General features: G+C 57.7%; 9 protein-coding genes and 2 pseudogenes. 9 read left to right on the top strand and 2 right to left on the bottom strand.

Annotated elements, in window-relative coordinates; genetic code table 11:
* From nifE to K6N12_RS33310, 6 genes are all read left to right on the top strand, one after another.
* Positions 1–1,388, top strand: a 1,388-nt coding sequence (gene nifE / locus K6N12_RS33335; RefSeq protein ID WP_157214165.1) for a nitrogenase iron-molybdenum cofactor biosynthesis protein NifE, incomplete at its 5' end; no start/stop codon positions are given.
* A 9-nt stretch (positions 1,389–1,397) separates the two neighbouring features.
* Positions 1,398–2,753: a nitrogenase iron-molybdenum cofactor biosynthesis protein NifN gene (gene nifN / locus K6N12_RS33330; RefSeq protein WP_004672660.1), complete on the top strand. Its 1,356-nt coding sequence runs from the start codon at positions 1,398–1,400 to the stop codon at positions 2,751–2,753.
* Entirely contained in the window at positions 2,750–3,244 is a 495-nt protein-coding gene (gene nifX, locus K6N12_RS33325; protein WP_018247182.1) for a nitrogen fixation protein NifX, read from the top strand. The genes nifN and nifX overlap by 4 nt, the downstream gene beginning before the upstream one ends.
* A 3-nt stretch (positions 3,245–3,247) precedes the next feature.
* Entirely contained in the window at positions 3,248–3,736 is a 489-nt protein-coding gene (locus K6N12_RS33320; RefSeq protein WP_009991126.1) for a NifX-associated nitrogen fixation protein, read from the top strand.
* Positions 3,737–4,401: 665 nt separating this feature from the next.
* Positions 4,402–4,554: an IS66 family transposase zinc-finger binding domain-containing protein gene (locus K6N12_RS34950; RefSeq protein ID WP_196411598.1), complete on the top strand. Its 153-nt coding sequence runs from the start codon at positions 4,402–4,404 to the stop codon at positions 4,552–4,554.
* Positions 4,555–4,780: 226 nt separating this feature from the next.
* Positions 4,781–5,713, top strand: a complete 933-nt coding sequence (locus tag K6N12_RS33310; protein ID WP_004675922.1) for a cation diffusion facilitator family transporter — start codon at positions 4,781–4,783, stop codon at positions 5,711–5,713.
* Between the two features lie 607 nt (positions 5,714–6,320).
* Here the strand turns inward: K6N12_RS33310 and K6N12_RS33305 are convergent.
* The gene (locus tag K6N12_RS33305) at positions 6,321–7,049 is read right to left on the bottom strand and encodes a carbonic anhydrase (RefSeq protein WP_004675921.1); all 729 of its coding nucleotides are present in this window, start codon (positions 7,047–7,049) and stop codon (positions 6,321–6,323) included.
* A 653-nt stretch (positions 7,050–7,702) separates the two neighbouring features.
* On the opposite strand from K6N12_RS33305, the pseudogene K6N12_RS33300 reads away from it, so the two are divergent.
* Together K6N12_RS33300 and K6N12_RS33295 are read left to right on the top strand one after the other, a co-directional pair.
* Positions 7,703–7,855: pseudogene (locus tag K6N12_RS33300) on the top strand (biotin/lipoyl-containing protein); the annotation flags it as partial.
* Between the two features lie 173 nt (positions 7,856–8,028).
* Positions 8,029–9,450: pseudogene (locus K6N12_RS33295) on the top strand (ISNCY-like element ISRel10 family transposase).
* Between the two features lie 6 nt (positions 9,451–9,456).
* On the opposite strand, the gene K6N12_RS33290 reads toward K6N12_RS33295, so the two are convergent.
* A complete protein-coding gene (locus K6N12_RS33290; RefSeq protein ID WP_004675918.1) occupies positions 9,457–10,194 on the bottom strand; it encodes a hypothetical protein in 738 nt (245 codons plus the stop codon).
* Positions 10,195–10,505: 311 nt separating this feature from the next.
* Here K6N12_RS33290 and K6N12_RS33285 point away from each other — a divergent pair, with 311 nt between their 5' ends.
* Entirely contained in the window at positions 10,506–11,876 is a 1,371-nt protein-coding gene (locus tag K6N12_RS33285) for an ISNCY family transposase (RefSeq protein WP_004675917.1), read from the top strand.
* The last annotated feature ends 366 nt before the right edge of the window (positions 11,877–12,242 follow it).

The following is a 12,242-nucleotide window of genomic DNA, read 5'->3' as shown; positions in this document are numbered from 1 at the left end:
CGCTGATCCCCGGGGCGGCAGCCGGCGGATGCGCTTTCGATGGCGCCAAGATCGTGCTGCAGCCGATCACCGACGTCGCGCACCTGATCCATGGGCCTCTCGGCTGTGAGGGCAATTCCTGGGACAACCGCGGATCGGCTTCCTCAGGTCCAACGCTCTGGCGCACCAGTTTCACGACCGACCTCACTGAAACCGAAGTGGTGATGGGGCACGGCGAGCGGAAACTTTTTAAAGCAATCCGCGAGATCAAGGAGGCCTATGCTCCACCGGCGATTTTCGTCTATTCGACCTGTGTGACAGCATTGATCGGCGACGACATCGAGGCCGTCTGCAAGCGGGCCGCGGAAAAATTCGGCCTTCCGGTGGTGCCGGTCAACGCACCGGGCTTTGCCGGCTCCAAGAACCTTGGCAATAAGCTCGCCGGTGAAGCGTTGCTCGATCATGTGATCGGCAGCGTAGAGCCGAACGACGTGACCGCCTACGACATCAATATCATTGGTGAGTTCAACCTATCCGGCGAGTTTTGGCTGGTAAAGCCGCTTCTTGACCGGCTGGGGATCAGAGTAAGGGCCTGCATTCCAGGAGACGCCCGATATCTTGACATTGCTTCTGCGCATCGCGCCAAGGCGTCCATGTTGGTGTGCTCGACAGCACTCATCAACCTCGCCCGCAAAATGGAGGAGCTGTGGGATATCCCGTTCTTCGAAGGCTCCTTTTACGGAATTACCGACACCTCGGAAGCACTCAGACAGATCGCCAAGCTGCTCGTGATGCAGGGGGCGGATCCCGAAATCCTCGAGCGCACCGAGGCATTGATCGCGGAGGAGGAGGCGATTGCCTGGATGAAACTCGCAGCATATCGACCAAGGCTTGAAGGCAAGCGCGTGTTGCTCAACACCGGCGGCGTCAAGTCCTGGTCGGTTGTCCATGCGCTGATGGAGGTGGGCATCGAGATCGTGGGCACCTCGGTCAAGAAATCCACGCCTGAAGACAAGGAACGTATCAAGCAACTCCTGAAAGACGAAAACCACCTGTTCGAGTCAATGGCGCCGCGCGAGCTTTATAACATGCTCGCCGACGGTAAAGCCGACATCATGTTGTCTGGCGGGCGCACGCAATTCATCGCGCTGAAGGCCAAGACACCTTGGCTCGATATCAACCAGGAACGCCACCACCCCTATGCCGGCTATGACGGCATGGTGGAGCTCGTTCGCCAGATCGATCTTGCTATTCACAATCCGATCTGGATGGAGGTGCGGGAGCCGGCACCGTGGGAATGCCAGCATGCGGTGGAAGAAGAACTGACGAATACCAAGAGCGAGAACGAGACTGGGTACGTCTTGCAAAACTTTGTCGGCGCGGTCGCCGGCAGCTTCTGCAAGCGTTGAGGAAAGCCGATGGTTCAAGTCTTTCCCCAGACCAAATCAGCTGCGGTCAATCCGCTGAAATCGTCGCAGCCGCTCGGCGCCGCGCTCGCCTTTCTTGGCGTCGAGCGTGCCGTGCCGCTGTTCCACGGCAGCCAGGGCTGCACCAGCTTGGCGCTGGTACTTTTAGTCCGGCACTTTAAGGAAGCCATTCCCTTGCAGACAACGGCATTGGACGCAGTGGCGACCATTCTTGGCGGCGCAGGCAATCTGGAAGAGGCGATCCTAAATCTCAAGAGGCGCGCAAAACCCAAGCTGATCGGAATTTGCACGACAGCCCTGGTGGAAACCCGCGGCGAAGATTTCGCAGGCGATCTCGCCAACATCAAGCGGGATCGTGCCGATGAGCTCGCGGGTACGGAGGTTGTGCTGGCGAATACCCCGGATTTCGAGGGAGCGATCGAAGAGGGATGGGCGAAGGCCGTCATCTCTATGGTCGAGCGCATCACCACTCCAGGCGAGCAGAGCCGCCACCAAAAGAAGATTGCGATCCTACCAGGATGGCATCTGACAGTCGCTGACATCGAGCTTCTGCGCGAAACGGTCGAAAGCTTCGGTCTGAAGCCGGTGATCCTGCCGGACATTTCCGGCTCTCTCGACGGCACGGTGCCCGGCGATCGTTGGGTTCCGACCACCTATGGCGGTACTCCCGTCGACGAGATACAAGAGCTTGGCACGGCGGCGCAATGTATCGCGATCGGCGAGCATATGCGCCGCCCCGCAGAGCTACTGCGGACCCGGACGGGAGTCCCTTACGCATTGTTCCAGTCGCTGACAGGATTGAAACGAGCCGACCGGTTCGTCTCGTTTCTTTCTGAGATTTCTGGTGCGCCGGTGCCAGCAAACATCCGCCGTCGCCGAGCACAGCTGCAGGACGCCCTGCTCGACGGACATTTCCATTTCGGAGGCAAGAAGATCGCAATTGCTGTGGAGCCGGACCAGCTCTACCAATTCGCTACCTTCTTCACCGGCATGGGCGCCGAAATCGCGGCAGCGGTCACCACGACCGGCACCTCAAAAATACTCGCGGAAATGCCGGCCGAATCGCTCCAGGTCGGTGATCTTGGCGATCTCGAAGAACTTGCCGTCGGCGCTGATCTTCTCGTCACGCATTCGCATGGACGACAAGCGGCGGAGCGCCTTGGGATTCCGCTCATGCGGGTGGGCTTCCCGATATTCGACCGACTCGGCAGCCAGCATAAGCTCACAAGTCTCTATCAGGGAACGCGCGACCTGATCTTCGATGTTTCCAACATCTTCCAGGCCAATCAGCGCGCGCCGTGTCCTGGATCGCTTGATCCCTCCCGCAAAGGAGAACTGCCTAGATGATCGCCGCTCGTCGCCTTTCCCTCGTCCCTGACGGGGTTCACTCGTCAGCTCCAAAACGGAAGGCTGGCGCGTTGCGCGTCGCAATCGCCACTCAAGATATGAAATCTCTCGACGCCCATTTCGGATCGGCAAAACGTTTCGTCGTCTATGATGTGAGTCTCGACGACTGGAAACTGGTGGAAGTCCTGGACTTCGAAGACGTTTCCGACCAGAGCGGAAAGCATCGGAACGAGGACGTCGATCGTATTAACCCGAAGGTGAAGGCGTTGGAAGGTTGTCACTTATTGTTCTGTCTGGCGATCGGTGGGCCATCGGCAGCCCGAGTTGTTTCGGCCAAAATCCACCCAATTAAAGTATCCGATCCTCAACTGATCGAAGATGTTTTGTCGCGAACTCGGGCGATGCTCAGGACTACTCCGCCACCCTGGTTACGCAAGGTGCTAACCGAAGCAGGCGCCATTGAAAAGAAGCCTTTCGATGAGGAGGACTAGGACATGGGTACATTGACAGGAAGTACGAATGGCCCTGCTGTCAACGAAGATGGGGATCTCGCCACCCCTTTTCTCAGATGCCTGATAAGGCTCATCCGCGCTCAGGATGCCCATGGGGCGTGGGAAGGCAAATCGGACACTGACCTGCTGGCCGACTTCATCCTCACCAAGGAGCAGCGCCGTAAGATCCCGATCATAGGCGATCCGGATCCTGATGTGCTGTGGAGGCTACAGAATTTTTACAGTTGCGTGGGGCTTGTGATCGAAGAGTGCACAGGCCTGTTGGCATCGCCGATCATGACGATCGGCCATGAGGGCTTCGGCCGCTTGCTTTTGACGACTGGACGGTTGGTCGTTCTGTCGAAGACCCTGCGCGATGTCCACCGGTTCGGCTTTGAGACGCTAGGCAAGCTCGCCGAGACCGGCACGAAAATGGTCGATGACGCTATTGAAGTTATCGAAACCTATCCCGACGTGGCGCGGGCATCATGACATCAATTTTCGAGGAAAGAGATCATGTCAGACATTGTGGAGCAGCTGAAGAAGGTCCGCAAGCTGCAGTCCCGCGCCGCCGCTGCCAAAATCTCAGCATTTGCAATGGCCAGAACGAGAGTTCGATGGTGAGCTCACTGGCATGATCATGGCTCTCAACCACGCGGCGGTTGCCGCCTGAAGAACTGCCAGACTCTCGTTGCCGCAGACGACATTGCTGCGCAATCTCGCGAACAAATCAGGAGAACGGTGTTGCGTTTCACAATCTTTTGCGGCCTCCTGCTGCTCGTCGTCTGGGCGAAGGCACTAACGAGTTACTTCGTCTGGCATTCCATCCACGAAGTCATCGTTGCAATGGTGGCTAGTTTGTTGCTTCTTCAGTGGGCGTATATCGCAAGCCTGCTCTTTTCCATCTGGCAATCCAGCCGTAATTACAGGAGTCGCCAAAGGGCTAGACGATCCGATCATCGCTAGACTAGAACGTGGTGTCAGCCACAGCCTATCATGAGGGCGAAAACCTCGGCGTTCTTTGGAACGCCTCTCATCAAATCAGATCCAACCATGAGTCAACGGAATTCGAACCTGCCGGATGACGTGGATGCGTCGAGAGCCCTATCGCCGCGCAAGCTCTGCAACCTCGGCCGTGCCATGATGACGTGTAACAGGTGGCCTGCTCATGCCCTATCTGTGGTGGCTCCGACTTCATTCGCGGCGGCGAGACCGTCAGCGAAGTGCTGGACTATGTTCATGCGTCCTTCCGTGTCGTGCATCATGTCCAGCCCCGCTTTACCTGCAAAGCAAAATTGGCCCTTGTTTAGATAGTCGAGGCCGCACTGCCAGAACACAGCGAGGCGATTTTGTCTTGTGGCCAGGTATGTGAAAGACGCTCATGCGAGCCAGCAGCACTGGACAGGAGAGGTCAGCATTTGAATTTAAAAAGGTACCTTGATCCAAAAGTGGATGTGCTCGCTTCAGTAGCTGAATTGGATGGTCTGTACCGCGTCCAGAGGACCATAAAGAAACGTAAGTTATAAGGCTGAGCCTATGAATTTCATGAGAACGGAGCAGGGGCTTCTCTGCGTTTCAATTGCCGTTACCATCCTCCTTGCCTGCATCGGCATTTTGTTCGGGATCATTTCAGGTTCGTTCGCAATCATATTCGATGGTGTCTACGCATTGACGGACGCTGCTATGACTGTCGTAGCTCTGCTTGTTACAAAGCTCATCGCGTCATCCGAAGCGCCCTCCAGCAAAGGAAAACTTATCGAGCATTTCACGATGGGGTTCTGGCATCTTGAGCCCATAGTCTTGGCTCTCAACGGCATTCTCATAACCGGGTCGGCTGTTTACGCACTTGTCAACGCAATCGGCAGCATTTTGCATGGGGGACGTCCGCTCAACTTTAGTCAAGCAATCGTCTACGCCGTCGTAACACTCGGTGTGACAGCCACCATGGGGGTTATTGGTGATCGAGCTAATCGTAAGATCAAATCTGATTTCGTTGCCCTGGATACGAAAGCTTGGCTGATGTCCGCCGGGCTAACGATCGGGTTACTCGTCGCGTTTGCCATCGGATATTTCATTCAGGGGTCTTCTTACGAATGGATCTCGCCGTTTATTGACCCGGTCGCGCTGGCATTAATCTGCATTGTGATCATTCCCATTCCGGCGGGCACGGTTCGGCGAGCGCTCGCCGACATACTGCTTGTTACGCCATTAGATCTCAAACAACAAGTTGACGCGGTCGCCAAAACAATCATCGAACGACATGGATTCATATCCCACCGGGCTTATGTGGCCCGGGTCGGCCGAGGCCGGCAAATCGAGCTACATTTCGTTGTCTCAGAGGACCTCCCGGCGAGGAAATTGCAGGAATGGGATAAGATCCGTGACGAAATCGGGCTCGCGATTGGTAACGAGGGTCCGAGTCGTCGGCTCACCATCGCCTTTACAACCGATCCTGAGTGGGCGGATTAGGATTTTGAACCGAATTTGGAGCCCTGTATCGCAGGCATTCCATAACGGGCGTGATCCTCGAACCGGATGCATAGCTCGGCGTTTTTTCCAGCCACCATGCGTCAATTTCACGGTTCGTACCAATCTTCGATCAATGCGGCCAGTTTCGATGCCGTAGTTTTCCGTTATGCCTCCAGGCGCGATACTCGATTCAGCGAATAGGGTTGGCTGAACCCAGATCGCGCCTTTGCGTTCAAGCTCCACAGGCGGTTTCGCCGTCTTGATCTTGTTGAGATCCTGCCGGAGGCCGATTGTCTCGCGTTCTTTGAAACGAGCGACGCCTATGTCCTTGTACTGGCTCAGGAGGGCGCGGCCCAGCTGCCCAGGTTCCGATAGATGTCATCGCACAGCTGTCGGACCTGTCGATTGAGCTCACCAAGTTGCGCAGGCGTATGGTCGGAAATTTCCAGAAGAGCGTCGCCCAGGCAGCCAGCTCGCGACCTCAGCTCCGGCCCGCGTAACCCGCCGGGTGATGCTGCGGGCGGCAAGGGTCATCAGCGACTATGGTTCCGCGAACGCGACGAGGCGCCCGCGGATAGCCGTCGGCAACATGAAGTCGCCTCGTAGGTCAGACCTTGTGCAGAAAATCGACCACGCCGGTATCGAGATCATAATAGGCGGGCACGATCTTCACCTTGCCTTCCTCGACCAGGCGAGAAACAATCGCACTTTCGGTGAGGATGCGCTCGGCGCCGTTGAAGGCATTGGCATGGACGGTGTTGTCGACAAAATTGTCGCCGCGATCGGTCTCCGCCAAAGCCACGGGCAGGATCGGCTGGGTCATCTTGCCGATTGAGCCATCGAGCTTGGTGCCCTTGGACACGACCTCGCAGGCGGCGGAGACCGCCCCGCAACGCTTGTGGCCCATGACGACGATCAGCGGCGCATGCAGATGTTCGGTGCCATATTCGATCGTGCCGAGCACATCGGTGTCGACCACGTTTCCGGCATTGCGGGCGACGAAGAGTTCGCCGAGCGTCACGCCGCCGAATACAAGTTCCGGCACGACACGGCTGTCGGAACAGGTCAGCACGATCGCCCAAGGTGCCTGGCTCTTGGCGACGTCCTGCCGGCGCTTGGAAATATTGGCGGCGCAGGCTTCCGTGTCGGCGACGAATTTCTTGTTGCCTTCCTGGAGTTTTGCCAGTGCTTCATCCGGCAGAAGGGCGGGAGCGTTCGAGGCGAATGCCGGCATGGTCATGTCAAAGCCTGCAGTCATGACGGCCACGCCTCCGATGCCGGCAAATTTCAGCAGGGAGCGACGGCTGAGTGGGGAGGAATTGCATTCAAAGCACATGGTATCGGTCCTTTTGCAATATCCGGGATGGCTGCGGAGAAATGGCACCTGCTCCAAGTCATGTCCGGCAATTCTCCGGGAATCGGAGAATGGCCGATTGGTTATGCCTTGATATAGCACTCATCAAGCGGAATTTTGACGCATCGGAGGAGCTAAGCCAATACTGGAGTATTGCCCCGGCCGTACGGTAGATCAACCCGGCCCTGACGGGTTCTGGCGAGGGATGCTCATGCGCGGCATATTGGGTTGCAAGGGACCCTTTGGGCGCTGCCTTCTGCTTCTTTAGTGGCTCCGCTGCCGCCGGCGGGATCGCATTCATTAACTCACTCGGGAACCTAGGAGCATTTGTGGGGCCGTTCGTTATAGGGTATCTCCGTAGTCAGCCCGGAGGTTTTTCCACAGGCCTATACGCTTTGGCAATCATGGGCCTAGCCGCGACAGTCATGTTGATTTTCCTCCTGCGCCTCCTGCGCCTCCTGCGCCAAACTCGATAGAAACAACCAGATGTTCTTGTGTTTGTTGTCACGTGAGCCGAGCCGGTTAGGTGCACAACGAGATGCGGCTCGGGTCCGCGAGGAACCAACAGCAAGAGCTCGCAAAATTCCTCAGCGTCACCGGCCGCCGTCTTCGCACCCAAGGCCGAACCCGGCAATGCCGACGATGTGCTGGTGTCGACCGAAGCGATGAAGGTGGAAACGGCAATTCACGCCGAGGAGAACGGCACGATCGCCGAAGTTCTCGTCAAAGCCGGCGACCAGATCGATGCCAAGGACCTGCTTGTAACTATCGCGGCCGGTTCAGCGTAAAGTTCCATAACATGCATTATGCTATTTGGTGTTGTAGAGGCTATTTAGTAATGCGACAGTTGGGCCAGTTAGAGATGCGACAATCTCGCCTCTCGACGACTGGTCAATGCCAATGTCGGGAGCAAGGATGACGACCTTCAGCCTGGTCGAGACCATGAGCGGTCGGAGTCGTCATGTCCTTTATGATCACTATGTCGCAGAAAGAATTGCATCGCCTCGAACTCATCCAGAAGATCCGTGACGAACGCCTGAGCGTTGTGCAGGCCGCCGAACGGCTCGACCTCAGTCGAAGTCAGGTCCATCGGCTGCTGCAGGCCTATGACCGGGATGGTCCGGCCGGGCTTGTTTCCAAGAAGCGATCGCGACCGAGCAACCGGCGCCATAGCGAGGAGTTTCGCAATGCGGCGCTGAATCTGATCCGTGAACGCTATCTGGATTTCGGTCCGACGCTGGCGCGTGAGAAGCTGATCGAGCTGCACCGGATCTCGGTCGCCAAGGAGACCCTGCGGCAATGGATGACCGAGGCCGGCATCTGGGTCTCGCGTCGGGAACGCAAGAAGCGGGTTTTCCAGCCACGCGGCCGACGTGATTGCTTTGGCGAACTGGTACAGATCGATGGCTCGCATCACTGGTGGTTCGAGAACCGTGGGCCCAAATGCGCCCTGCTCGTCTATATCGACGACGCCACCGGCAAGCTGCTGCATCTACGGTTTGCCGGCTCGGAGAACACCTTCGACTATCTGCACGCGACCAAGGCCTATCTGCAGCAATGGGGCAAACCGCTGGCCTTCTACAGTGACAAGCACGGCGTCTTTCGTTCGACCCATGCGTCGGAGAAGGACCGGACGAGCGGCCTGACACAATTCGGCCGCGCGCTTTATGAGCTGAACATCGACATCATCTGTGCCAATACCCCGCAGGCCAAAGGCCGCGTCGAACGTGCGAACCAGACACTGCAGGATCGGCTGGTCAAGGAAATGCGGCTGCGCGGCATGGACACGATCGAGGAAGCCAACGCCTATGCGCCTGAGTTCATTGCGGATTTCAACGCGCGTTTTGGCAAACAGCCGCGTAATCCGAAGGACATGCACCGGCCGTTGGCCGACCACTAGAACCTCGATGGCGCCATGTGCCGCAAGGAAGTTCGCACGCTGTCGCAGGCTTTGACGCTGCGCTATGACAAGGTGCTGTTCATCCTTGATCCGACAGATCTTTCCAGGTCCCTGGCGGGTAAGAAGGTCGTCGTTTGCGACTATCCGGACGGGCGCCTCGAGATCATGCACGAGAGCTTTGCCCTGCCCTACCGAACCTTTGACACGTTACGCTCCGTGCATCGCGCCGAGGTCGTCGATAACAAGCGGTTGGACGACATGCTGTCTGTTGTCGCCGAGCTGCAGGCTGGGCGGGAGCAGCAGCGCAGCAAGGGCGGACCACGGCGAACTGGGCAGACGGACCATATGTTCGGCATTCGCGATGGCAGCACGGGGAACGGCTACCAGAAGCGTGGACGCAAGCCGAGAACGGATTACATGAACGATCCGGCGGTGATCGCACGGCGGGAGAAAGCGTTATTGAGGCAGCCGGCTGCGGAATAAAGGGCGTCAATGCACGCCGATATCGCTTTGCGTATCTGACTCCAATTGCAGGCAGGCGGACCAAAGCGGCGTCTTGTGGAAGGCTCCGTCTTGAAGAAGCGTGAGCCCTTCTCGTGCCTCATAAAGCAGGCCCAGCCAGCACAGGCGCCGCAGGACGCCATATTGGAGATCGAATTTGAGCTCCCAGGCTTCCAGGGTCATTTCGGTGGCGGACAGAGGTGCCGTGTCTGGATAGAGGATCTTCACGACGTCCAAAGGCGTACAGCCTTCTCTCGCCTTGATATTGAGAAGATTGAGGAACATGCGCCACCAGCGTAGGCGCGCTTGCACCTCAGCTTCCCGCTCGGTGGCATGGACATACGAGTAGAGATAGTCTGTGGCCACGAGATCGAAGAAGGCTTGCGGGTTCACCAGAAACTCCCGGCCGCGTCTGGTTGGCAGCAGCACATCCTTTTTCCGGCGAAGCAGCTTCAGATGGCGGGTCATGTCCCGCACGACCCAGAGCGGCGGCATGTCGCTTTCGTTCAGCACTTTGTTCATGCTGTAGAGGTCTTCGGCTGTGAAGTCGGGCCACAGGAAGTTCACAGCGGCCCAATGTACGAATTTGCGGTTCATAGCACCGGTCGCGGTCAATCCTATGCCACCCTCACCGTCAGCATAGGCAACGGACAGAAGCATGCCGCGAAGAAGAGGTGACAGCGCGGCGACATCGACGTCACCCTGCAGCTTGATTTCCGGAAGCATCGTGCAGCTTTGATCCCTACCCGCTCAATTCAGATAAAAGCGAGTATCAGCCGGCGACTGAACAATTGCTATTGAGAAAGCTAAAGCCGAAGAGGTGTTCTTTCACCCGCCCCCGCTCCGCCCTTTCAACCCGGCCCAGCCGGTCGGATCGGGGGCTGATCATCGGTGCCAGTGTCGCGTTTCTAACTGGCCGACAGCGTCGCAGCCCTATTCGGCTTTGACAACTACTGTAGCCGCAAAGTTGAAGTGTCCTGTTTCTGCAAAGTTGGAATGTCACACTCCCCGCGTTTTTCTGACGTGGGAGATTGCAGATGGGATTGGTAGCGATGAGCGAGCGTGATCTGCAGCGGATCGAGGTTTTGTCGAAGGTGATCGCCGGCCGAATGACGATGGTGTCGGCGGCACATGTGCTTGATCTGAGCGAGCGCCAGGTGCGACGCCTGTTGGATCGCATCCGCACGACCGGCGCAGCCTCGATCCGCCACACGGCGATCGGCCGACCGTCGAACAACCGGATCAGCGACGGTGTTCGGGATTATGCGGTGACGCTGGTTCGTGAACGTTATGCGGATTTCGGTCCAACGCTGGCGGCCGAGAAGCTTGCCGAGCGCGATGGATTGCGAGTGTCGCGCGAGACGTTGCGCGGCTGGATGACGCAGGCCGGATTGTGGCTGTCACGCAAGCAGCGGCGGACGTTTCATCAGCCGCGGCTGCGGCGCGAAGCCTATGGCGAGCTGGTGCAGATCGACGGGTCCGAGCATCGCTGGTTCGAGGATCGTGGAGATCCGTGCTCGCTCCTGGTGTTTGTCGACGATGCGACTGGCCGATTGATGCAGTTGCGGTTCGTGCGCTCGGAAAGCGCCTTCAGCTATTTCGACGCACTTGAGCTTTATCTGAAGCAGCACGGGGCGCCGATCGCCTTTTATTCCGACAAGCACTCGGTCTTCCGGGTGACGAAGAAGGAGGCCAAGGGTGGTCAGGGCATGACCCAGTTCGGACGGGCACTCTCGGAGCTAAACATCGAGATTCTCTGTGCAACCAGCCAGGCCAAAGGCCGTGTCGAGCGGATGAACCGGACGCTGCAGGATCGTCTGGTCAAGGAATTGCGACTGGCAGGCATCGACACCATGGAGGCAGGCAATGCGTTTTTGCCTGGCTTCATGGTGGACTACAATGGGCGGTTTGCGATTGTCCCTGCCCGATCCGATGACCTGCACCGGCCGGTAAATCTTGCACCGGATCGGTTGAAGGAGATCCTGTGCAAACGCGAGCAGCGCTATGTCGGATCGCAGCTGACGTTTTCGTTCGAGCGTAAGCGGATCATGCTGGAGGAGACCGACGTGACGCGCGGATTGGCCGGCCGCTATGTCGAGACCTATGCCTATGCCGACGGCCGCCTCGATGTACGATGGAAGGGACATTCCCTGCCCTACAAAACCTTCGACAAAGACCAGCGGGTGACGCATGCGGCGATCACCGAGAACAAACGGCTCGGCGACGTTCTGACTTATATCAAGGAGCGCCAGGACCAGCAGTCGAAGCCGGTGGTGATGACCAACAGCGAGAAGAACGGCTATGTGCGACGGGCTCACGGTCCGGGACGGCGGAAGGATTTCATGAACGATCCGGCAGTGATCGAACGCCGCAAAGCAGCGCTGGCAAAGCTTGACGCTGCGGAGTGAGGCGTCAATCGCATCGTCTCAAAGCTAAAGCCGAAGAGGTACTCCCTCACCCGCCCCCGCTCCGCCCTTTCAACCCGGCCCAGCCGGTCGGATCGGGGCTGATCATCAGAGCCAGCGTCGCGTTTCTAACTGGCTGACAATGTCGCCCCTCTAATCAGCTTTGACAGCAATTGTAACCGCAAAGTTAGAATGTAAGAACGACTGGCATCTATTGCTCGATCCATCTCCACCCTATTGCTGGAAAAGGTAAATGTCGCTCTGCATGCCTGATGGCCCCAGAGTGGCCGTGTAGGGCACACCATGGATACTGAAGTTGGTGGGTTTGTCCGCGCTCGGCAGCAAGTCAAACAAGTACATTGCAGGCAG

The organism is Rhizobium redzepovicii (assembly GCF_019793435.1).
Lineage (GTDB): Bacteria > Pseudomonadota > Alphaproteobacteria > Rhizobiales > Rhizobiaceae > Rhizobium > Rhizobium redzepovicii.
The sequence above is the reverse complement of the archived record's forward strand: the minus strand, read 5'-3'. Positions and strand labels throughout refer to the sequence as shown.

Bases quoted from the DNA above. Each gene is read 5' to 3' on its own strand.
- nifN (WP_004672660.1), top strand. From the start codon at position 1,398: ATGGTTCAAGTCTTTCCCCAGACCAAATCAGCTGCGGTCAATCCGCTG.
- nifX (WP_018247182.1), top strand. From the start codon at position 2,750: ATGATCGCCGCTCGTCGCCTTTCCCTCGTCCCTGACGGGGTTCACTCG.
- K6N12_RS33320 (WP_009991126.1), top strand. From the start codon at position 3,248: ATGGGTACATTGACAGGAAGTACGAATGGCCCTGCTGTCAACGAAGAT.
- K6N12_RS33310 (WP_004675922.1), top strand. From the start codon at position 4,781: ATGAATTTCATGAGAACGGAGCAGGGGCTTCTCTGCGTTTCAATTGCC.
- K6N12_RS33305 (WP_004675921.1), bottom strand. From the start codon at position 7,049: ATGTGCTTTGAATGCAATTCCTCCCCACTCAGCCGTCGCTCCCTGCTG.
- K6N12_RS33290 (WP_004675918.1), bottom strand. From the start codon at position 10,194: ATGCTTCCGGAAATCAAGCTGCAGGGTGACGTCGATGTCGCCGCGCTG.
- K6N12_RS33285 (WP_004675917.1), top strand. From the start codon at position 10,506: ATGGGATTGGTAGCGATGAGCGAGCGTGATCTGCAGCGGATCGAGGTT.